Source organism: Methanocalculus natronophilus (assembly GCF_038751955.1).
Taxonomy (GTDB): domain Archaea; phylum Halobacteriota; class Methanomicrobia; order Methanomicrobiales; family Methanocorpusculaceae; genus Methanocalculus; species Methanocalculus natronophilus.
In genome coordinates, this window is the sequence record NZ_JBCEXH010000004.1 from 188,210 (window position 1) to 209,319 (window position 21,110).

Annotated in this window: 19 protein-coding genes and 1 tRNA gene; 8 read left to right on the top strand and 12 right to left on the bottom strand. The window is 53.6% G+C overall.

Going from position 1 to position 21,110, the window contains the following annotated elements:
* Positions 1–4: 4 nt before the first annotated feature.
* The 3 genes from ABCO64_RS06480 to ABCO64_RS06490 form a co-directional block, all read right to left on the bottom strand.
* Complete coding sequence (locus ABCO64_RS06480; protein WP_253458793.1) at positions 5–487, bottom strand: SH3 domain-containing protein; 483 nt, start codon at positions 485–487, stop codon at positions 5–7.
* A gap of 117 nt (positions 488–604) precedes the next feature.
* On the bottom strand, positions 605–1,036 hold the full coding sequence (locus ABCO64_RS06485; protein WP_253458792.1) for a small multi-drug export protein: 432 nt from the start codon (positions 1,034–1,036) through the stop codon (positions 605–607).
* 120 nt (positions 1,037–1,156) lie between these two features.
* Positions 1,157–1,241, bottom strand: a tRNA-Leu gene (locus ABCO64_RS06490).
* Positions 1,242–1,277: 36 nt separating this feature from the next.
* On the opposite strand from ABCO64_RS06490, the gene ABCO64_RS06495 reads away from it, so the two are divergent.
* A complete protein-coding gene (locus ABCO64_RS06495) occupies positions 1,278–1,628 on the top strand; it encodes a type II toxin-antitoxin system RelE family toxin (RefSeq protein WP_253458790.1) in 351 nt (116 codons plus the stop codon).
* A gap of 60 nt (positions 1,629–1,688) precedes the next feature.
* Here the strand turns inward: ABCO64_RS06495 and ABCO64_RS06500 are convergent, their stop codons facing one another.
* Positions 1,689–1,865 (bottom strand): hypothetical protein, encoded by a 177-nt coding sequence (locus ABCO64_RS06500; RefSeq protein ID WP_253458787.1) that lies wholly within the window; start codon positions 1,863–1,865, stop codon positions 1,689–1,691.
* 195 nt (positions 1,866–2,060) lie between these two features.
* Positions 2,061–2,972: a nitrogenase cofactor biosynthesis protein NifB gene (gene nifB / locus ABCO64_RS06505; RefSeq protein ID WP_253458784.1), complete on the bottom strand. Its 912-nt coding sequence runs from the start codon at positions 2,970–2,972 to the stop codon at positions 2,061–2,063.
* Positions 2,973–3,137: 165 nt separating this feature from the next.
* Between nifB and ABCO64_RS06510 the strand changes: the two genes are divergently transcribed.
* The 4 genes from ABCO64_RS06510 to ABCO64_RS06525 all read left to right on the top strand — a co-directional run bounded on the left by ABCO64_RS06510 (position 3,138) and on the right by ABCO64_RS06525 (position 9,505).
* Positions 3,138–3,656 carry a hypothetical protein gene (locus ABCO64_RS06510; protein WP_253458782.1) on the top strand — a complete coding sequence of 173 codons (519 nt, stop codon included), beginning with the start codon at positions 3,138–3,140 and terminating at the stop codon, positions 3,654–3,656.
* 6 nt (positions 3,657–3,662) lie between these two features.
* Positions 3,663–4,877, top strand: coding sequence for a PEGA domain-containing protein (locus ABCO64_RS06515; RefSeq protein ID WP_253458780.1), 1,215 nt, complete (start codon positions 3,663–3,665; stop codon positions 4,875–4,877).
* 149 nt (positions 4,878–5,026) lie between these two features.
* Entirely contained in the window at positions 5,027–9,022 is a 3,996-nt protein-coding gene (locus tag ABCO64_RS06520) for a tetratricopeptide repeat protein (RefSeq protein WP_253458777.1), read from the top strand.
* Positions 9,023–9,025: 3 nt separating this feature from the next.
* The gene (locus tag ABCO64_RS06525) at positions 9,026–9,505 is read left to right on the top strand and encodes a 23S rRNA (pseudouridine(1915)-N(3))-methyltransferase RlmH (protein ID WP_253458774.1); all 480 of its coding nucleotides are present in this window, start codon (positions 9,026–9,028) and stop codon (positions 9,503–9,505) included.
* A 42-nt stretch (positions 9,506–9,547) separates the two neighbouring features.
* On the opposite strand, the gene ABCO64_RS06530 is transcribed toward ABCO64_RS06525, so the two are convergent.
* The 3 genes from ABCO64_RS06530 to msrB all read right to left on the bottom strand — a co-directional run bounded on the left by ABCO64_RS06530 (position 9,548) and on the right by msrB (position 11,830).
* Complete coding sequence (locus ABCO64_RS06530) at positions 9,548–11,116, bottom strand: sodium:solute symporter family protein (RefSeq protein WP_253458771.1); 1,569 nt, start codon at positions 11,114–11,116, stop codon at positions 9,548–9,550.
* Positions 11,091–11,213 (bottom strand): symporter small accessory protein, encoded by a 123-nt coding sequence (locus ABCO64_RS06535; RefSeq protein WP_256472498.1) that lies wholly within the window; start codon positions 11,211–11,213, stop codon positions 11,091–11,093. Before ABCO64_RS06535 ends, ABCO64_RS06530 begins: the two co-directional genes overlap by 26 nt.
* A 176-nt stretch (positions 11,214–11,389) precedes the next feature.
* Complete coding sequence (msrB, locus tag ABCO64_RS06540) at positions 11,390–11,830, bottom strand: peptide-methionine (R)-S-oxide reductase MsrB (RefSeq protein ID WP_253458768.1); 441 nt, start codon at positions 11,828–11,830, stop codon at positions 11,390–11,392.
* A 95-nt stretch (positions 11,831–11,925) separates the two neighbouring features.
* On the opposite strand from msrB, the gene msvR reads away from it, so the two are divergent.
* The 3 genes from msvR to ABCO64_RS06555 all read left to right on the top strand — a co-directional run bounded on the left by msvR (position 11,926) and on the right by ABCO64_RS06555 (position 13,746).
* Positions 11,926–12,696, top strand: coding sequence for a transcriptional factor MsvR (msvR, locus tag ABCO64_RS06545; RefSeq protein WP_253458765.1), 771 nt, complete (start codon positions 11,926–11,928; stop codon positions 12,694–12,696).
* Between the two features lie 208 nt (positions 12,697–12,904).
* Positions 12,905–13,327, top strand: a complete 423-nt coding sequence (locus ABCO64_RS06550) for a protease inhibitor I42 family protein (protein ID WP_253458762.1) — start codon at positions 12,905–12,907, stop codon at positions 13,325–13,327.
* A gap of 185 nt (positions 13,328–13,512) precedes the next feature.
* Entirely contained in the window at positions 13,513–13,746 is a 234-nt protein-coding gene (locus ABCO64_RS06555; protein ID WP_253458759.1) for a PspC domain-containing protein, read from the top strand.
* Positions 13,747–13,752: 6 nt separating this feature from the next.
* Here the strand turns inward: ABCO64_RS06555 and uvrB are convergent, their stop codons facing one another.
* From uvrB to ABCO64_RS06575, 4 genes are read right to left on the bottom strand one after another with little or no spacing between them, the layout of a single operon-like run.
* A complete protein-coding gene (uvrB, locus tag ABCO64_RS06560) occupies positions 13,753–15,696 on the bottom strand; it encodes an excinuclease ABC subunit UvrB (protein ID WP_253458755.1) in 1,944 nt (647 codons plus the stop codon).
* Positions 15,693–17,243: an excinuclease ABC subunit UvrC gene (gene uvrC, locus ABCO64_RS06565; protein WP_253458752.1), complete on the bottom strand. Its 1,551-nt coding sequence runs from the start codon at positions 17,241–17,243 to the stop codon at positions 15,693–15,695. Before uvrC ends, uvrB begins: the two co-directional genes overlap by 4 nt.
* Positions 17,240–20,044 (bottom strand): excinuclease ABC subunit UvrA, encoded by a 2,805-nt coding sequence (gene uvrA, locus ABCO64_RS06570; protein WP_253458749.1) that lies wholly within the window; start codon positions 20,042–20,044, stop codon positions 17,240–17,242. Before uvrA ends, uvrC begins: the two co-directional genes overlap by 4 nt.
* Positions 20,045–20,092: 48 nt before the next feature.
* Entirely contained in the window at positions 20,093–21,082 is a 990-nt protein-coding gene (locus ABCO64_RS06575) for a PAS domain S-box protein (RefSeq protein WP_253458746.1), read from the bottom strand.
* Between the last annotated feature and the right edge of the window lie 28 nt (positions 21,083–21,110).

The following is a 21,110-nucleotide window of genomic DNA, read 5'->3' on the forward strand; positions in this document are numbered from 1 at the left end:
TGTTTCAGTCAACCCTCTTCATATTTTCCATTGGAACCCATCCAATTTCATTTGTGCTTTGAATTTTAACCAATAACCAGCCATTCAGTTCTTTGATTCCTTCAACAATTGTTCCTTCATCGATGTCTAACTCTTTTGCAGAATAATCTTCAAGGATTTCACCGAATTGATTTGAGAAGTGTATTATTTGTTTTGGAACCCAACCCTGATGTGAACCGTCAGTATTTCCATCATTTGATTTTAAACCATCTGCTATTAATCCGCCTTTCTTTATATCGTCTGCTTTTAAATCACCTGCTTTTGATCCGTCCGTTCTTGCTCCACCAGGTATTGAATCATCTGCCTTTGTGCAGAAAACCCAGTTTGGCCAGGGATCAGTAGATTCTTCTCCAATAATGACTCTCTCTCCCTTTTGTAACACGATGGGATCTTGAATGTCGGTTCGGAAATCTTGTATTGCAATATATTCCACTATCTGCTCATCCATAGTCAGTTCCTCTCATTCATCGTAATCTCAGGCTTTACTCTTTCTCTTTCTTTCTTACTCTCTCTCTCTCTCTCGTCTCTATCTCTATCATCTTTCTCTCTCAGTACTACCGCCTCCCTACAAAATGTCTATCCCAAACTGCGTAAGAACCCCGATAAGAATCCCGTAGGCGATGATACTGCCTCCTGACGATACAAGGAGCCCTGGCTTCTCCATCCCTATCACTTTCCCAAGCACCCCGACTGCCCATGATCCGATAAGCGGGGTTGCAATGAGGATAAAGAGGCAGCCGTGCTGCTTCATTCTGACACTCCACTTTGACGATGTCAGTTTCATGAGGTACCTGCTCCACCATTCCCTACTGTTGAGGGCATCATAGAAGACGATAACAAACGGTATTGCCAGAAAGTTTCCGATGCATGACCAGAGCACTGCGGAGAAACCATCAAGCCCAAGTGCCATTGTAACAGGGATTGCAAGATAAATCTCAAAAACAGGGAGAAATCCCATCAGAAATGCCGTTGCCGAAAGTGCAAGGTGTTCATACATCGACGGTCGCTCCTGATGAAAAAACAGAAGAATCCAGTCCACCTCTTCTGGCAGGATTTGCGCGTGGCTGGATGTGCCTGTTACTGAAATGAAATCTGATACTGAAATATGATGCTGGAATGCGAGAGGCCGGATTCGAACCGGCGGACCCCTGCGGGATCGGATCTTAAGTCCGACGCCGTTGGCCGGGCTTGGCTACCCTCGCGCCGTAATAGAATGTGCCGTCCATCCAGAAAAAGTATTGGAAGATAATCGGGGTGATCGCCCCGGCTGGGTGGTCTTCAGTGGCTCTGATGCCGGGGGCCTCCATCTGGTGTACCCGCACCCTCCCCTGATCCCGGCCCGCGTGGAGCAGCAGATCTCACGGATTCCAAAACAGCAGATCTCCGCCGTCCTTGACGATCTGGAAGGTTTTGCCGATGGCCTTGATTACCGCCGGTATGATGTCCGGAAGATCGTTGATTCCTCAGCCGATCTTCCCCGGTACCGGATGCGATCCGGCAACTACCGCGTCATCTTCTTTCTTCTGCATAACCGGCTGGTGATCGAGGTGCTATCTATCCGGAAGAAGAAGGATGGAATGAAGTATTGAAAAGAGGAGATCCGAAGGGAAAAGGAGAAACACAATCTCCCCGCCATCTCTTTCTGCGGATTATTTCCTATCTATCCGTTCAGCCCCGATCCCGGATCGGAAGACCTTCACCACCCGGAACTTCCGGCCGGTCATCCGCTCGTACCATTCCCGCTGCTCGTCTGCCTCCTTCAGCGTCCGGAGCGGGTGGCGGATCGGCTTTCCGGTTGCTTCGTCAACAAGCACGATTTTGCTCATGCTCACACCTTTTTATGGCAACTGCCTGTCATTTCGTCTCCTGCCGTGACAGAGCCTGTAGAAGTGCACCTGGGTGCAAGATGCCCGCAGATAGCCATTTCCCCCCCGTACTCCGGCATCCGGGTTCATCTGTTTGCAACCTTTTTCCCTCAGTGTGTATTCAGCTCGGCTCTCTTCATGGCTCTCCTGTATGATTCAGGAACACCCATCTCCTTTTCCGCTTGAAAGGCAGGACTGCTGATCCTTTCCAAGCTTCCCGACAGCATCCGCCCGGCACCGCTGGCAGTGCTTCATCTGCTTCACGTACGGTGCACAGCGGTCATGCATAGCTCTCTTATCTGCCGGGGTTGGTGGAGTGACATCTGCAAACTTATACTGCGGAATCACCGGGATGATGTTGTAGTTGAAGACACCCATCGCACCAACCTTTTTTGCAATCTCAGGGATATGCTCGTCATTGATGCCGGGAATATAGACCGTGTTGATCTTGACGATCATCTTCCGCTCAACCGCCATCCGGATACCTTTCAACTGCTGTTCAAGGAGGATCTCCGCCCCCTCAACCCCCTCGTACTTCTTCCCTTTGTACGTGACATGCGAATAGATCTTTGCACCAATCTCCGGATCAATGGCATTCAGTGTCACAGTCAGGTTATAGACATCATAGCTGATCAGCTCATCAATGACATCCGGCAGCACCAGGCCATTTGTACTGACACAGAGGATCAGGTGGGGAAAGTTCTCATGAATCAGCCGCATCGTCTCAAGCGTCTCCGGGTTCGCAAGCGGCTCGCCCGGCCCGGCGATACCAATCACCTTCACGTATGGGAACTTCTCAAGCACCTCCTTCACCCGTTCAAGCCCCTGCTCCGGGCTCAGCACCTCGCTTGCCACGCCCGGACGGGATTCGTTCACACAATCGAAGTCGCGGACACAGTAGTTGCACTGGATATTACATTTCGGAGCGACAGCAAGATGCGCCCTTCCAAACGCATGGCATGCCTTCTCCGAGAAGCAGGGGTGATCCCTGATCCTCCGGAGTGTCTCCGGGTCATAGGAGATCTCTTTTCCCTGAACCTCAGCAGTCTGATAACCCTCATCCGTCATATGATCATGAGTAATGGAGGAGGAGTTTATAAAAACTGTTCTTTCTGCATTTTTGAACCGGGTTTGTCTTACCACCCCTCCTGCATATGAGCCATACGCAGAGAGGCAGGGTAGACACATCCGGGGACGGTATGTATATTATCCACTGCGTGTATTTTATCTATCATGAAGAAACTTCTTCTCCCTCTCCTTGCCCTCTGCTTTTTTGTGCCATTCCTCGCAGGATGCACCGCAGCAGACGAACCGGCACCAGAAGTGCCAGTTCCAACACCGGTACCAGAGCCGGTTCCCGTCGTTGAATCTCCCGTTCTCATCATTCCGGATCAACTGGCCGGTATACCAGTCAGCCTTTCCGCAATTCCAATGAGACAGGAGGACGCACTCTATTTCACCTTCGTGATGGATGCCCAGAGAATCCGGGATGTAATCCCGCCACAGGGCTACCCGATGATGGTTATCTTCTTTGCATACAACAAAGACACAATGCCGCCAGGGTTCTCCCCGGAAAGCCCCTCAGAAATCCGTGAATCCGGGATCCCCTACAAAACGCGATCCCTGCATATCTATCCCGGCAATATCATCACCCATTATGAACAGGTGCCCGAATTCGGATCACCATCACGACTCTTCGATCCGGATAAACCATATGTCTATGGAGCAGCCATTGAACTTCGCCGCGCGTGACTGGCCATGATTCGTCTCTTCTTCCTCTCTCTTGGGCTGCTGCTTCTGGTTCTTCCCGGAGCAGCGAGTGTCTCATTCACAACCACAGAACCAATTGATATTGCTCTTGGTGATTCGGTCACGCTCACCGGCACAGCCGAGCACACCACGGTCCTCTACCTGTTTATGACCGGCCCCGATCTCTACCCAACCGGTGTATCCCTGATGGATGGCTCCGCTCGTGCCGATTCAGGAGACACAATCAGGGTGCCTGTGAACCCGGATGGAAGCTGGGAGTATGCCTGGCATACCCAGGGGATATCCGGAAAAACCGGCCTGAAAGCAGGCACCTATACGCTCTATGCCTCAGACACCCCCGGAAACGTCCATACACTGGCTCGCTGCACAACCTGCCGCTATGACACCATCATCGCTGACATCATCATCCCACAGCCCAAAGAGCCCGTTTCAGAAACAGGATCAATTGATATCCGGGTGCCTGCCGGAACGAATCCGACAATCTACCTTGATGGCGCACCACGGGGGACTGCTCCTGCTCTCATCACCGGTGTGCCAACCGGAAGCAGGGTTCTTGAACTCCGAAGTGCTGCCAGCTATTCGTGGTCAGCGATAGTCCAGGTGACTGAAGGAACAACCGTTCTTACTGCGGATCCCCTGCCGCTTCCACACTCCGGATCAATTACTATCACCTCCTCGCCTCCGGGCATTCCGATCCTGCGCAATGGTGCGCCAACCGGGAAAAACACTCCTGCTATCCTGACTGAGGTTTCGACTGGAAAACAGATCATCAATCTCAGGAAAGACGGCTATCACCCATGGACACGAACAATCACCGTATACCCTGGAAAAACCGAGGTGCTCGTTGTCAGTCTCGTCTCTTCAGAACCAGCAGATACTCCGGAACCATCACCTCCACCGGCACCGGTGGAGACAGGAGCTCTTCGGGTCACATCAGTTCCAGCCGGTGCTGAAGTGACGCTCAATAACCAGCTGTATGGCAAAACCCCATTCCATGCAACCGATCTCGCTCCTGCCACCTATCAGGTCCGGATCTCCAGTCCGGGATATGCTCCGTGGAGCGGGACTGTCACAATTGCTGCAGGCGAGACGCTGGATATCTCAGAAACCCTCTCCCCACTTCCAGGGCCTGCCCCGACTTCCCTCTCCGTCTTCCCGGCACTTATTGCCCTTCTTGTCCTCTTCAGGGCAGGAAGATGGTAAGCACTTTTTTTCCACGCGCCCACAATCTTACAATCCCGGATCAGCCAGCGTCACGGCAGCCCCGTCTTCGGGACATCTCCTGGTGGAACCAACTGATCACAAGACCCTTCTTCTTGAAGCACAACCATTAATGAAAGAGAGGATGACTGATGGACTTCTTTGGAAATATTCTAGGAAAAACCGATACTGCCGCACCCTTCATCCAGAAAGCAGAAGCGCTCCTTGAAAAAGGAAAAGTCGAGGATGCGGTGAAGCAGTGCAGGCGGGCCGTTGATATCGAACCGCAGAACGGTGATGCCTGGTATCTCATCGGATCGGGAGAACGGGTCCTTGGACGGTATACCCAGGCGCTTGAGGCGTTCTCAAAAGCATCCGCTATCAACCCTGGAGACCCCGCCAACTGGATCGCAATGGCAGGCATCTATGCCCATCTCGGAAAGTTTACCGAAGCAGTTGCCCATCTCGAACGCCTCCCCGACTCTGATGCCTCACGGCGTGATATTCACCTGAGTAAAGCTGAATGGCTGGATGCACTTGGCAGGTACGAGGAAGCAGAAGCCACCCTCGCCCAGGTGCTCCGGGAGACACCCGAAGACGGGGTGATCCTGACCTGGCGGATCAACCTCCTGATGCGGATGGGAAAATATGCTGAAGCGATTCCCGTGATAGAAACCGCCCTTGGAGCCGGGTATGAACCGGCCCGGATGCATGCGATACAAGGCCGTGCACTTGAGGGAACAGGTGATATGACCGGCGCCCTTGCCGCGTACCGGGCATCTGTTGAGATCAACTCCGATAACCCCGGCGCATGGTATTCCCGGGCACGGATCGAGGAGGCAAAAGGCGACTTTGCTGCTGCTGCTGCATCCTATGGCGAGGTGATGCGCGGCGTCACCGACGACACCGCAGCAGGAACTGCCCGTGCCCACTGCCACTTCATGGCAGGCCAGTATGAAGAGGCATATAGTGGTTTTGAGAAGATCATCACGAAAAACCCTGAGTATGAACCGGCATGGTACCTGCTTGGCGTCACCAGCGAGCGGCTTGGCAGAATGAAACGGGCTGCAGAATGCTATGATCATATCCTGAAGAACGACTCGACCAATACAAACGGCTGGTACAGGCGTGGCCTTGCCATGATGAATCTCGGCCGCTACAAGGAGGCACTTGAGAGTTTCAGGAGGATGCAGCATCCGGATGGATCCAAAAAGGTTGCATGGGTTGCAAGTGACGGTGAGATGAGCCTCTTCGGCCGCTCATTTGAAGAAGCGGGTCCAAAAGATACTGCCCATATCGCCCCTATCGAGATCGAAACCAAAAATATTGCCCTGCTCACCCTCCAGGCACAGTCTCTTGCCGGTGTCGGCCAGTATGAAGACGCACTCAGGATGATCAACCGCCTGCCACCGGAAGAGCAGAAGAAGACCGCAATCCAGCTGATCGCAGCAGAAGCCGAGGCAGCGCTTGGCAACTACCAGGCAGCGCTTCAGATCCTCTCCACGCTCTTCAAAACAAACGGGGAGATGTCCGAGGCACGGCGTCTCTATGCCGATGTCCTGATGAAGTCACGGAGGTATCTTGAGGCAGCAGATGCATTTGGTGCACTTCTTGAGAATGAACCAGAAGATGTCAGCTCGCTCCGCGGCAGGGCAGAAGCACTGATGCGACTTGGATCCTATGAAGCCTGTTCCGCAGATCTCACAAAACTGATTGAGATTGCCCCAAAAGACTGGCATGCAGTCGCACTCAAGACAGAACTCATCCTGATCACAGGCGATGCAGACGGATCTCTTGCACTCTTTGAGACACTCCCTGAGCGGCTGAGGAAGAACCCGTCACTCCGGATGATCCGGGCACTGGCACTGGATGCATCCGGGCGTGTGGAAGAAGCACTTCAGGCTGGAAAAGAGATACTGGCTGAAGACCCGGACAATACCGGAATTCTTCTGCATATCGCCCAGCTGGCATACCGGATGGGTGACTTTGCACTCGCAGCAGACTCTGTGACGTCCCTCCAGGAGAAGAGTACTGGTGCAGATGGCATCTCGCTCTGGCAGGCGGAGCTTCTCTCTGCACGCGGCTGTTATGAAGATGCAGCTGAAGCCTTTACCGACGCTCTCTCCAGAAATGAACGGAGTCCGTCTGCATTGATTGGGAGGGCAGATGCCTACCGGCGTCTCGGCAGGTTCGACCCGGCACTTGAGGATATAACCCGGGTGCTCTCAATCGATCCCAAATATCTCCATCTCAATGCAGTTGCAGGCAGCATCCTGATGCAGCGTGCCCGGTATCCGGAAGCAGCTGAAGCATTCCGGAAAGCCGGAGGTGATCTCCAGCTTGCCCTTGCCGGAGAGGCGCTTCTCAGGAGTGGCAGGTTCGAGGATGGTCTCTCCCATCTTGAGGATTACCTCAGATCCCATGCAGATGACGCAATACCAGCATATTTTGCAGGAATTGCATCTGAACACATGGGGAGGTACGGGGAGGCTATCCGGTACTACCAGAATGTCAGCGAGACGATCCCGGACGCGCTCTTCAGGCTCGGCTCTCTTCAGAATGCCACAGGCAGGAACCAGGATGCCGAAGAGACACTTGCCAGGTTCTGCGAGAAATATCCGGATGATATCGGGGCATGGTATACCCGTGCATCTGTGCTTGCGCACCTCGGCATGGATGAACCCGCTGGTGACGCACTCCAGGAAGCAATGAACCATGGTGCAGAGAGCCCCGGACTGCTGGTTGCAATGGAGGGGATTCTCACCCGTCTCGGGCGATTTGAGGATGCCGCAGATCTCTGCCGGACAATCACAGAACAGCATCCCGGGATGACCATGATCTACAGGAGGCTTGGGGAACTGCTGATGCTCCTTGGCCAGTACGATGATGCAGCAGGTGCATACAGAAAAGCGATTGCTGAGCATCCCGATGATCCGGTGCTCGTTCTTGCAGCAGCAAAAGCATTCCTCAGTGCCGAATCTCCCAAAGATGCACTGGATATCCTGAAAGCAGCCGGTGAGAAGCACTCAGATGATGCACGGATCTGGGCTGCCATGGGCGATGCACTGACCGCAGATGGTGAATATTCGCAGGCGGTCAAGGCATATGACCGTGCCATACAGGAAGATGAGATCCCGGCAACAATTCATCGGAGCAGGGCAACTGCACTGACGCTCTCGGGGAAGTGGAAGGAAGCCTGTGATGCCCTCTCCACCTATCTCATCAGGGAAGAGCATGATCTTGGCACCTGGCTTGAACTCGGCAGGCTGGCGGAATCTGTCGGTGACCTGAAACTGGCGGAAAAGGCATACCGAAAAGCAGCCGGCGTCCCCGGATCAGCATTTGCCAACGCCCGTGTCCTCTCACTCCTTGGCGATGATGAACGGGCACTCCAGCAGATGACAGATCTGCTTGGGGAAGAGCCGGACAATGTGGATTATCTCAGGTTCTCCTCCGCTCTCCTCCTCAAACTCGGACGGTTCGAGGAGGCGATCGACTCGTACTCACGTGCGTTGCATATGCGAAAGGCCGATCATGCGCTCGCCCGTGGGTATGCATCGGCACTGGAGTCTGCCGGCAGGTACCATGAAGCAGTCGAAGTTTATACAAAACTCAAAGAAGAAGAGCCTGAAGCCAAATCCACCATGTATGCGATCGGATCGCTCTATGCACATATCGGCAGATACCGGGAGGCTGCCCGGCAGTTCGACGAGCTCATCGATCACTATCCGGATGATGTCGCTGCCATTGTGAATCGCGCATCTGCTGCAGCATTGCTTGGCAAATATGATGACGCGCTTGACTATTACGAGAAAGCGCTCTCCATCGATTCGAAGAACGGCCCGCTCTGGAGTGCCCGCGGTGCAGTCCTCATGGCCCTTGCACGCTACAATGATGCACTCAAATCCTATGACAGGGCGATTGATCTCTCCCAGAATGAGGTCAATGCCTTGTACTGCAAAGGGCTCATCCTGAATTATGTCGGCAAAAAGGAGCAGGCCATGGCATGCTTTGATCAGATCACAGAAACAGAGCCGGACTATGCCCTTGCCTGGTACCAGAAGTCACGGATCTATGACAGCATCGGGGAGCGGCAGGAAGCGATGGAGTGCCTCGGGAAGGCTCTTGCGATCGATCCCGATATCTGATCAATGATGCAGATCCGGATCATCGCCGTTGGCAAAGCCCGTGAATCATGGCAGAAGGAGGGGATCGCCGATTTCATCCGGCGGCTCTCCCCTTATGCCACGGTCAGTATGACAGATGTACCTGATCAGCCATCTGCATCATCACCCGGTGAGAGGAGAAAGGCCATTGCACGCGAGGGTGAAGCACTTCTTGCAGCCGCAGGAAAAAAACCCGGCCTTGTCCTTGCTCTTGACCCATCTGGCACCGGGATGACAAGCGAGGCTTTTGCAGGATTTCTTCAACGCTCCATGATCGAAGGCTCAAGCACGCTCACCTTTCTGATCGGGGGTGCTGAGGGCCTCTCTGAAGAGATCAGATCCAGATCTGATCATCTCCTCTCCCTCTCGCAGATGACCTTTACCCATACCATGGTTCGTCTTTTTCTCCTTGAACAGATCTACCGGGGGTTTCGGATCATCAGAGGAGAGCCCTACCACAGGTGAGTCAGGGACAATCCAGGTTCTTATTTTTCAAAAAAAGGTTTTTTAGGACGTCATCCTCCGGTTATGCCGTATCTGGAAGATGACCATCACGATGAGTGATATTGGAAGTGCGATGACAAGCGGGTTGCATACGCTCCAGGGATGGCCGAGCACTGACGGAACTCCGAATATGAACTGGGATAACCCAAGGACGCTTGATTCTGCTGCATGGACAAAGAGCGTCCAGATGAACCAGACAAAGGCTCCGATGAGAACTGATGCCTTTGCGCCATTGACACAGGGGGACCTGGCGATGAGCCCGTTGATGAAGGCGGGCAGGAAAGCCGATGCACAGAGCCCCATGAAGATGACGGTTGCGCGGGCGATGATACTCCCCGGAAGGAGGAAGGCAACCAGTATCGAGATGACCATCATGATGATGATGCCGCGTTTGTTCGCTTTGAGCGAGAGGGCACATTCCCTGCCCCTGCCCCAGACATCGCAGGCAAGTGCTGTCCCCATTGTGTGGTAGAGCGAACTTAATGTTGACATCGCCGCACAGAGGAGCGTCAGCATGAAGATGATGACAAAGAGATCAGGCATCGCACTTGAGATATACATCGGGATGATGGAATCGACATTGCCGCCTGCTGCAGTAATGGCAAGCTCCCCGCTCTTCTGGTAGAAATAGACGTTTGTCAGTGCCCCTACCGTGAAGGCAACACCGGTCATCATCAGGATGAAGGGCCCGCCGATCAGGGTTGCGCGGTGGAGTGATTTGTCGTCACGGGCAGTCATGAACCTGACAATCAGCTGCGGCTGGGCAAGAACACCGATACCGACACCCAGCACCATGGTGGTGATCAACGTCATCCAGATCGGCGATCCGAGTGCAGGCATGGATGTCCAGCCCTGGTGGCCGGCTGCGGCAAGCCCTTCAGGAACGAGATCCGCCATGTTCGTGAGTGCGGTATGTGCGGTTACCACCCCTCCGAGATAGACGTACGTCAGGACAAGGAGAAGGCTCATACCAATGAGCATGATTGCGCCCTGCAGTGCATCGGTATGCATGACAGCGATTAAACCGCCAAAGACGACATATAAACCGACGATGATGCCAAACCCAAGGAGCGCGGTCTCATAGGGAATTGCGAGTGTGACTTCAATGAATCGTGCCCCTCCGATCAGGATGGCGGCGGTGTAGATAGGCATTGAAAGGATGATGATGATACCACTTAAAAACTGCAGGAATGGTGATTTATAGGCTTTTCCCATAAGATCAGGGAAGGTATAGGCTCCAAGTCTCTTTCCAGCCTCGCGGATACGTTTTCCGAAGAATACAAACGCAATGAAGACACCGATACCAATATTAAACACGGTAAGCCAGATCAGCCCCATCCCGAGATTGGCGGCAACACCGCCGAACCCGACGATCGCGGCAGTGGAGATGAAGGTTGCTCCATAGGAGAGTGCGATGACAAGCGGATGGGTGTTTCTCCCTGCAACCATGTAATCCTCGGCAACCTTTGTTTTGCGGTACCCATAGTACCCGATGCCGATGATCATAAGCAGGTAGATTGCGACCACAATCGAGATGGTCAACGCATCAACTGCCACCGTCAGCCCCTCCATTGCTCCAGTTCAAGAGACCATACACTACGCATGCGATTGCAAACCCAATCGCAAGCAGATACGCAATCCAGATAAACGGATCAGGAATACCAAACATGGCGATAACCTCCGGTACCTCATCATCGTTGCACGGGAGACCGAAAAATAAAGGCGGTCTCCCTATCTAAAGAAGAAAAAGACGAAGTCTGCTACAAAAGAAAGGCAAGGTCCTTTACATCCTGGTAGAGCAGACATGAGGTATCCACATACACGTAATCTTTTCTAGTATATAAATCAGGATGAATTGGTTTTCAGCCTGAGCGCAGCAGAGTTCATACAGTACCTGAGCCCGGTGGGGTGCGGGCCGTCATCAAAGACATGGCCCAGGTGTGCTGAACAGAGCGCACAGAGGACTTCATCCCTTACAAAACCGAGGCTCATATCCGGCTGAATCCGGATATTTGCCTCTGATACAGGCCGTATGAAACTCGGCCACCCGGTGCCGGAGTCGAACTTGTCTTCAGATCGAAAGAGATCTGTCCCGCAACATGCACAGGTATAGATGCCGGGTTTGTGGCAGTCATGATAGATCCCGGTGAATGGGGGTTCGGTATCCTTTCTGCGTGCAACCCGGTAGGTGAGTGGATCGAGCACCGCCTTCCACTCACTCTCACTTTTGCTAATCTCCTCCACTTCATGCATCGTATCCAGAGCAACCGAGTATATTTTGACCATATCTGCACCTCCTAGTGGTTGGGTTATCCTATTGTTCTTATATGGACGAACATTATATACCTATGCAGTTCCTTTTGATTATACAGGAGTGATCCATGAGCACAGGCGGGAATAAACTATCGATATACGGGACAGAAGCAGGTGTCCGTGCAGTTGCCAATCCTGTCCGCCGGAAGATTCTGGATCTGCTGGAGACCGGCGAGCAGAGTTTCGATAGAATCGTTGCCTCATCCGGGAGGGCGAAATCGACGATCTCCGCACACCTTTCAGACCTTGTTGATGAGGGGATCGTCGGATCCCGGCATGGCGAGGATGACGAACGGAAAAAATACTTCTTTTTAACCTCCCGTTGTATCGGAAGCTTCTCTCCATCAGATCGCCTGACTGATGAGCTTGAAGTCTATGCTCTCGAGTACCGTGATGGTAGCATCGATCCCTTTGCCCTGTACAAACTCGTCTACAGGATATTCCGGGTCTCACTCATGATGGAAGGCATCTCTATCGATCCACTTCTCAGACGGTGCGGGGAATCTGTCGGGGAGGCGATCTACCCTGCGGTTTTTGCTGCCGATACAGAAACGCTCCTTTCAAACCTCTCTCTCTTCTGGGAGCATCATCAGCTTGGCAGGATTCACGACACCACCCTTGAACCGCTCTCCTTCTCAGTCTCAAACTGCTTTGAATGTGCCGAGCTCCCGCAGCTGGGGCGTCCTGCCTGTTCCTTTGATACCGGCCTCCTCTCGGTAATCTTTTCAAAACATATGGGGAGAACTGTTCATGCAGTCGAACGGGAATGTTATGCTGCCGGAGATTCCAGGTGCTCGTTTGAGTTTCTCTTCCCTGATGAAGAGGAGACTGGCATTTAATCGAAGACCAGCAGCGCTCTCTCATTCCAGGCACCCTTTTTATATGAAATGCATGGGCATATTCATCATTTTCATTCTGTATGCCTGGTGCCCATGGCGGCATCATGAGCTGTTTTTTCCTGGTATGCAGGGACGTCCAGGGTTTGATTCGTCCACTTTCGATACATTTATTATCAAGAAACAGGGAATTCTCAACAGGTGAGAACGTATGAACTCCAATCCTGTATTTATTGCGCTTATTGCTGCTCTTCTGCTCCTGACAGCTGGTTGTGTTGCCGAAGCGCCTGATGATCAGCCGGCACCTCCACCGTCCCCTGAGATGCTTACATTTGACCAGGCCAATGATGGTGAAACAGTGACGCTGGATACCGGCTCCCGGTTTGCGATCAGCCTTCCTGAGAACCCGACAACCGGGTATACCTGGGATCTTGATGTACCTCCGGGCATTGCTCTGGTAGATGACGAATTCATCCCTGAGGAGACCGGGCTTATGGGTGCACCCGGCACACACATCTGGACATTTGAAGCACGGACGCCCGGAACATACACCATAGATGGAAAAGACATCCGCCCATGGGAGCCTGAAGCCGCACCAGCTGACACGTTTACCCTGACAGTTGTTGTCACCTGATCCGGGAAAAATTACAGGCCTGCACATAACTTCCCTCTTTTTCCAAAAAAGCCATGGTGTACGACAGCATCCCCGGGCCAGAAAGCCTCTTCTCATCCCGGCTATGCCACCGCTACAACAAGAGGTGTATGCACCCTTGCCAACAGAAGGTACATGTAAGAGGCACTCCCATCTCTAGTGTAGGTATGGAAGAAGCACCACGTCTGATGAGATCGCGATCCACCCGGCTGATCGCAGGAGTCTGCGGAGGAATAGCAGAACACTATGGATGGGATCCCTCGCTTGTCAGGATTGCGTGGATCGTCCTCTCGCTTGTCCCGGCATTTCCGGGTATCATCATCTATATCCTTGCCTGGATTATCATACCCGAGGGTGAAGAGGAAAACAAAGCCATTGATGACTCCTACCAGGGGGTATGACAGAGGCTACCTCCTGTCAGCACCCTGATCCATCATCTCTTTTGCCTGCCTGATCTCTTCCCGAAGCTCAATTGCACGTTCAAAATCCAGTGACTCGGCAGCAGCCCGCATCGCTGACTCCAGCCTGATGATCAGGTTTGGGATCTCGTCCTGTGGAACCGCTGAAATGTCTGTCGCCTCGACATCCTTCTCCCTGATCGGTTTTCGGATCGTCTCCGGCACAATCCCGTGCTCTTCATTGAATGCAATCTGCAGGCGCCGCCTCCGTTCTGTCTCTGCAATGGCGCGATTCATCGAGTTTGTCATCCTGTCTGCATACAGCACGACACGCGAATTGACATTCCGGGCAGCCCTGCCGATCGTCTGGATGAGGCTCCGCTCGTTTCTGAGGAACCCCTCCTTATCTGCATCAAGGATGCCGATGAACCCGACTTCAGGGATGTCAAGGCCCTCACGCAGGAGGTTGATCCCAACCAGCACATCAAAGGTGCCGAGCCGGAGCTGCCTGATGATCTCGGTCCTCTCAAGTGTTGTTATCTCTGAATGGAGGTACCGTGCCCTGATCCCGCGGCCGATGAGGTAGTCGGTAAACTCCTCTGCCAGCTTTTTTGTCAGGGTCGTGACGAGGATCCGATCCCCCGCATCAATGGTCTGACTGATCTCTCCGAGCAGGTCTTCTGTCTGGCCGGAGATCGGCCGCACCTCAACCGGTGGGTCAACAAGGCCGGTGGGCCTGATGATCTGCTCCACAACCAATTCAGCATGCTCTCCTTCATAGTCTCCGGGTGTTGCCGAGACAAAGACGACATGCTTCATGTACTGCTCAAACTCGTGAAACTTTAATGGCCGGTTATCAAAGGCGCTTGGCAGGCGGAACCCGTACTCGACAAGGTTCTTCTTCCGGGCATAATCGCCGTTATACATCCCCCGCACCTGCGGCAGGGTCTGGTGGCTCTCGTCTATGATCAGCAGGAAGTCATCAGGGAAATAGTCGAGGAGACAGTATGGCTGTTCTCCTGCCTTTCTGCCGTCAAAATGACGTGAATAGTTTTCGATACCTTTACAGCTCCCCGTCTCCTCGATCATCTCGATATCAAAGAGGGTGCGCTGGCGGAGCCGGTGTGCCTCGATCATACCGAGCCCGGGGAGGATCTCCTCAAGCTCTTCCCGGATCGATACAACTGCCCGTTTCCGCTCCTCCTCGGGGGTGACAAAATGGCGTGCCGGATAGACATGGAAGTACTCCATTGACTCCACCCTCCGCCCTCCGGTCTTCTCGATCTCGGAGATGCGCTCGATCTCATCACCAAAGAGCTCGACTCTGATGATATTGTTGAAATAGCCGGGGATGATCTCGACTGTATCGCCACGGACACGGAACCGTCCCGGTGCGAGTTCGGTGTCATTTCGCTCAAATTGTATCTCAAAGAGCCGCTCGATCAGATCCCGCCTCTGTATCGTCTCTCCAACCCGCAGCTCAAACCCCAGGTTTCTGAAGTGATCAGGGTTGCCGAGGCCGTAGATGCAGGAGACACTTGAGACGATGATGGTATCGTTTCGTGAGAGAAGCGATGCGGTTGCCGAGAGGCGCATCTGTTCGATTTTGGGGTTGATATCAGCATCTTTCTCGATGTACTGGTCTTTCCTCGGGAGATATGATTCCGGCTGGTAGTAGTCGTAGTAGGATACAAAGTATTCCACCCGGTTATCCGGGAAGAAATCACGGAATTCATTATAGAGCTGGGCTGCAAGCGTCTTGTTGTGGGCAAGAACCAGCGTCGGCATCCCAAGCCTCTGAATCAGGTTTGCGATCGTGAAGGTCTTGCCCGATCCAGTCACGCCGAGGAGGGTCTGTTTCCTCATCTCCCCGGCAAACCCGTCTTCGAGGCTTTGAATGGCATCGGGCTGGGATCCGGCGGGTTTATAGTCTGCACGCATCTGGAAACTCATGGGATCACCTTCTTCCTCCGCAGAATCCTGTTGTAGGAGAGGGCAAACCGGTGTGCCTCGTCCCTGATCTCCTGGATAAGGAGTGATTCAGGAGAATCCGGGGTAATTGGGAGGGGATAGGGTATCTTTGGCATCCAGATCTCCTCCTCGCGTTTGGCAATTGCAATAACCGGTATGGCAGAACCAAGCTTTTGGAGTTCTGCCTCTGCAGCATACAGCTGGGCCTTCCCCCCGTCTATGACAACGAGATCCGGAAGATCCCTCCCCTCACGGATCAGCCTGCTGTACCGTCTCCTGACCACCTCCCGGATGGCTCCAGGATCATCACCACCGTCAGCAGTCTTCAGAGAGAATCGCCGGTAACTCCGTTTATCCGGGCGGCCCCCAGTGAACCGGACCATCGCCCCGACTGCGGCTGTTCCCTGGAGATGGGAGATATCAAACCCTTCAATCGTCCAGGGAAGCGTGTGCAGCCGGAGTGTTCGCTGCAGTGCATGTACCCGCTCCTCTCCTGAGAACCAGGTGAGATCCACGTTCTTCCCCGCAAGATCGAGGAGTTCCCGTTTTGCACCCTGTTTTGGGATGGTCAGATCCACGTTCTTCCCCCTGATGCTTCGTAAGTACCCGGTGATGGCATCATCAACTGGTTCTGGTATAATAACTTCCGCAGGAACATCGTGGTCGCTGTAGTACTGGACAAGGAATTCCGAAAGGAACTCAGGCGACTCATCGAACCGGTACTCTTCCTTGCCCATGAGCGTCCCGTTTCTCTGGTGGAAGAGGAGAAGGAAGACCTCGCCACCGGATCGCCGGTAGTGTATGACATCCCCGTCACTGGCATGTTTTCGGGCTGTCATCCGGCGGCCGGAGAGGTTTTCAAGGGCAGTGATGGTATCACGGACTGCAATAGCCGACTCATAGTCGCATCCGGATGAGAGCCGCTCCATCTCCTGCTTCAACTCGGCTATCAGGTGCGTGGCTTTCCCTTTCAGGACCAGCTCTGCCTGCCTGACACGCTCCTGGTATTCTTCTTCGGTGACTGTCCCGGTACAGGGTGCCTTGCAGGTTCCGATATGGTAGCGGAGGCATGGGCGTTTTGGAAGACGACGGCATGAACGGATGCCAAAGGTCTTCTTCACCATTGCAAGGAGGCTGTTTCGCTCACGGCCAGAGACAAACGGCCCGAAGTACCTCCCGTCTTGTCCTGTTCTGCGGGCAATGCCGATCCGGGGGTAGGGATCATCTGAGAGGTGGATGAAGGCGTAGCTTTTCGCATCCTTGAGATCGATATTATATTTTGGCTGGTACTGCTTGATCAGGGTATTTTCAAGGATGAGCGCCTCGGTCTCATCATCTGTTGCAATGAAATCAACAGACCTGATTGCATCCACGAGCACGGCTGTCTTTGGATCGGTGGTCTTTTTGGAAAAGTAGCTCTGCACCCTCTTTCTGAGATTTTTTGCCTTGCCGACATAAATGACGCGTTCCTCCCCGTCCCTGAAGAGATAGGATCCGGGAAGCTCAGGTATGGATGCTGCATCAATCATATCTCTAACATTCGCCTGAGAAACGCTCCCGTATGACTCTCTTCAACTGCTGCCACCTCTTCAGGCATGCCTGCAGCAACAATGTGTCCGCCTGCATCGCCTCCTTCTGGTCCAAGGTCGATGATATAGTCTGCAGACTTGACGACATCAAGGTTATGCTCAATCACAACAACAGTGTTTCCTCTCGAAACAAGACTGTCCAGAACAGAGACAAGTTTCTTCACATCATGGAAATGGAGGCCGGTTGTCGGCTCGTCCAGAAGATAGACCGTCTGGCCGGTTGATCGTTTGGCCAGTTCACGAGTGATCTTGATCCGCTGGGCTTCACCGCCGGAGAGGGTTGTGGCGCTTTGGCCAAGTGCGATATATCCAAGGCCCACCTGGCAGAGGGTCTCGAGCTTCTGCCTGATTGAGGGGATGTTCATAAAGAGATCACGTGCCTCCTCGACACTCATCGCAAGAACATCCGCAATTGTCCTGCCCCTGTACCGGACCTCGAGCGTTTCGCGGTTGTATCGCTTTCCTTTGCATTCCTCGCATTCAACAAAGACATCAGGGAGGAAGTGCATCTCGATCTTGATTGTGCCGTCTCCCTGGCATGCCTCGCACCGCCCGCCTCTCACATTGAAGGAGAATCGTCCGGGTTTATACCCCCGCATCTTCGCCTCTTTTGTTTCTGCAAAGATCTTCCGGATGTCATCAAAGACCTTGGTATAGGTGGCCGGGTTTGATCGCGGTGTCCTCCCGATCGGGCTCTGGTCTATCACGATCACCTTGTCGATCTCCTGGTCAAGGGTGAGGGTGCTGAATGCCCCGGGTGTATGGCGTGACTGGTATACCCTGTTCATCAGGGCGGGGTAGAGGGTCTCGTAGATGAGGGTGGATTTGCCTGAACCAGAGACTCCGGTGACGACAGTGAAGAGTCCAAGCGGTATCCCGCAGTCTATTGTTTTGAGATTATGCTCGCTGCACCCTGAAATCCTGATGCACGGGCCGGGTTTACGTCTCTGGTCTGGTACAGGAATCGTCTCGATTCCTCTGAGATACCGTGCAGTCAGTGACTCATCGCTCTTCAGGATCTCAGGCAGTGTCCCGCAGGCAACAATCTCCCCGCCGTGAATCCCTGCTCCGGGGCCCATATCCACGACATAGTCCGCCTGCCTGATGGTATCTTCGTCATGTTCGACAACAATCAGGGTGTTGCCGAGATCCCGGAGCTGTTTGAGGGTCTCAATGAGGCGGTTGTTGTCACGCTGGTGCAGCCCGATTGATGGCTCATCCAGCACATACAGGACGCCCATCAGGTTGGATCCGATCTGGGTTGCCAGCCGGATACGCTGTGCCTCGCCCCCGGAGAGTGTGCCTGCGTTTCGTGAGAGGGTCAGGTAGCCAAGCCCGACCTGTTCGAGGAAGAGGAGACGGGATCGGATCTCTTTTCTGACCTGTCTTGCTATCTCTTCTTCCTGGGTGGTGAGGGGCAGGGTATCAAAGAACGCAAGAGCTTTTGTAATTGAGAGGTTTGTGACGTCCGCAATTGAATGATCATGGATCTTCACGGCCAGGACCTCATTTTTCAGCCGGGAACCGCCGCAGGAGGGGCATGGTGTGACACGCATGAACTTTTCCAGCTCTTCACGCCGGTATTCTGATTTTGTCTCCCGATAGAGACGCTCTGCCTGCGGGATGAGCCCCTCCCACGCGCCAGTATGTGACCATTCGCCCTCACCGTTCTTCATCCGCATCGAGAACCGAATCTTCTCATCAGATCCATGCATCAGTGTATGATACTGTCTCTCTGTCAGGTTCTCAATGGGTGTGGAGATATCAAATCCCTCATGGGCTGCCACTGCTGCCAGGTACTGCATCCGGTAGCCATCGAGGAAGTTTCTGTAGAGTGCAACGGCACCTTCAGTGATAGCAAGCGACCGGTCAGGAATGATCAGATCGGGATCAAACCGCATCCGGATGCCAAGTCCGTTGCAGGTCCCGCATGCTCCAAACGGCGTGTTGAAAGAGAAGAACCGTGGCTGGAGCTCATCAAAGGAGATCCCGCAGATCGGGCAGGCCATTTCTGCAGAGAAGCACTCCTCAGATCCGTCATCATAGACTGCGATTACCAGGCCTCCCGAACGCTTCACTGCGGTTTCGCAAGCCTCGGCAAGCCGTGACGGTTCCTTTGGATCCAGGCGGTCGATGACGATCTCGATATCGTGCTTCACATACCGCTCAAGCGGGATCTCCTCGTCTGTCCGATGGATTGTGCCGTCGACCCTGATCCTGGCAAACCCTTCTGCATCAAGATCCTTAAAGAGCTGTCCGTATGTCCCTTTCTTCTGCCTGACGATCGGTGCCAGGATGGTGATCCTGGCGGATTCTCGTGCCGACATTGCATCAGCAATCTGCTGGGGGGATCGGGATTCAATTCTGATCCCATGCTCCGGACAGAACGGGACTCCTATTCGTGCAAAGAGCAGCCGGAAGTAGTCGTAGATCTCGGTGACGGTTCCAACCGTACTTCTTGGGTTTTTGGAGGTGGTCTTCTGCTCTATTGATATTGCCGGGGATAGCCCTTCGATAGCATCCACATCCGGCTTATTCATCTGCCCGAGGAACTGCCTGGCATATGCCGACAGTGACTCGACATACCTGCGCTGTCCCTCTGCATAGATGGTATCAAATGCAAGTGTGGATTTGCCGGAGCCGGAGACGCCGGTGATCACTATCAGCTGATCCCGGGGGAGCGTCACCATGATATCTTTCAGGTTATGCTCCCGTGCCCCGCGAATAATCAGATCTTTCATTCGTGCTGTACCTGTTGATCACGGTTGGTTATAGGTATAGAGATGGTGTCAACGGTAGTGGCGTCTGAGAAATGATCTGACCTTCTCCGACTCTATCCACCCCTGGTCCAGCTGGTCAAGGTAGCCCCTGATGATCTCAACCTGCATCCTGATCTCCTCTCCGATCGCCTCATCCCCGCAGCACCCCGCGTACCCGAGGATGACGGTGAGGGGGTTCCTGATATGGTCGCCAAGGATGGCGAACTGCTCGATATTCTCCTCTATCTGGCGGTATGCCGTCTGCTTGATCTCAAAGTCCCGCCGCCGCCTGGTTATGTCGCGGGAGATGGAGACGATGACCATACGGTCACCGAGCATCATCCTGTGGGCATTGATCTCGACCGGGCAGAGCGTTCCATCTGATCTCACCTGCTCGGTCTCAAAGAGGATCTGATCAGAGACGAGGAGCTTCTTCACCTCTCTCAGGATCCCGCCCACCCGCCTGGGAGGGACGATATCGAGCGGAGATCTGGACCTGAGTTCATCCCTTGAGTACCCGAGCCTCCGGCAGGCGATATCATTTACCTCGATGAATGCCTTGGGCTCACCAGTACTGCTGATGGTATAGACGACGATCCCGTCATAACCCCCATGGAAGAGGAGGCGGTACTTCTCCTCACTCTCCCGCTGCTTCGCAAGAGCCGTCTTCCAACGGGTGATCTGCCTGAAAAACCAGAGTGTTTTGCCATCTTCTCTCTTTTGGATGGAGAGTTCGTACCACTGCTTCTCACCGGATGGTGACTGTAGCAGAAGCTCCTTTCCCCTGAGCGGGATCATTCCGGGGAGGGGGCCCAAAATCTCTGCAATCTCTGCCTGATCATCAATCCCACTCTGTCTGAGTATGGATCGGATCATCTGATCCGGATTGGGATAATCGCCCCTCTCCTCTCCGGCAAGCCTCCTGATTGTATCATTTGCATAGATGATCGAATCTTTATCTGAGATCAGGATGCCATCCTCACGTGCATCTCCGATCATTGACAGCAGGGGGGTGTTCATGCTGGTAGTATACTTCCACCTTAATTTT

Coding starts and splice junctions, on each gene's coding strand:
- ABCO64_RS06480 (WP_253458793.1), bottom strand. CDS start 487: ATGGATGAGCAGATAGTGGAATATATTGCAATACAAGATTTCCGAACC.
- ABCO64_RS06485 (WP_253458792.1), bottom strand. CDS start 1,036: ATGTATGAACACCTTGCACTTTCGGCAACGGCATTTCTGATGGGATTT.
- ABCO64_RS06500 (WP_253458787.1), bottom strand. CDS start 1,865: ATGAGCAAAATCGTGCTTGTTGACGAAGCAACCGGAAAGCCGATCCGC.
- nifB (WP_253458784.1), bottom strand. CDS start 2,972: ATGACGGATGAGGGTTATCAGACTGCTGAGGTTCAGGGAAAAGAGATC.
- ABCO64_RS06510 (WP_253458782.1), top strand. CDS start 3,138: ATGAAGAAACTTCTTCTCCCTCTCCTTGCCCTCTGCTTTTTTGTGCCA.
- ABCO64_RS06515 (WP_253458780.1), top strand. CDS start 3,663: ATGATTCGTCTCTTCTTCCTCTCTCTTGGGCTGCTGCTTCTGGTTCTT.
- ABCO64_RS06520 (WP_253458777.1), top strand. CDS start 5,027: ATGGACTTCTTTGGAAATATTCTAGGAAAAACCGATACTGCCGCACCC.
- ABCO64_RS06525 (WP_253458774.1), top strand. CDS start 9,026: ATGATGCAGATCCGGATCATCGCCGTTGGCAAAGCCCGTGAATCATGG.
- ABCO64_RS06530 (WP_253458771.1), bottom strand. CDS start 11,116: ATGGAGGGGCTGACGGTGGCAGTTGATGCGTTGACCATCTCGATTGTG.
- ABCO64_RS06535 (WP_256472498.1), bottom strand. CDS start 11,213: ATGTTTGGTATTCCTGATCCGTTTATCTGGATTGCGTATCTGCTTGCG.
- msrB (WP_253458768.1), bottom strand. CDS start 11,830: ATGGTCAAAATATACTCGGTTGCTCTGGATACGATGCATGAAGTGGAG.
- msvR (WP_253458765.1), top strand. CDS start 11,926: ATGAGCACAGGCGGGAATAAACTATCGATATACGGGACAGAAGCAGGT.
- ABCO64_RS06550 (WP_253458762.1), top strand. CDS start 12,905: ATGAACTCCAATCCTGTATTTATTGCGCTTATTGCTGCTCTTCTGCTC.
- ABCO64_RS06555 (WP_253458759.1), top strand. CDS start 13,513: ATGGAAGAAGCACCACGTCTGATGAGATCGCGATCCACCCGGCTGATC.
- uvrB (WP_253458755.1), bottom strand. CDS start 15,696: ATGAGTTTCCAGATGCGTGCAGACTATAAACCCGCCGGATCCCAGCCC.
- uvrC (WP_253458752.1), bottom strand. CDS start 17,243: ATGATTGATGCAGCATCCATACCTGAGCTTCCCGGATCCTATCTCTTC.
- uvrA (WP_253458749.1), bottom strand. CDS start 20,044: ATGAAAGATCTGATTATTCGCGGGGCACGGGAGCATAACCTGAAAGAT.
- ABCO64_RS06575 (WP_253458746.1), bottom strand. CDS start 21,082: ATGAACACCCCCCTGCTGTCAATGATCGGAGATGCACGTGAGGATGGC.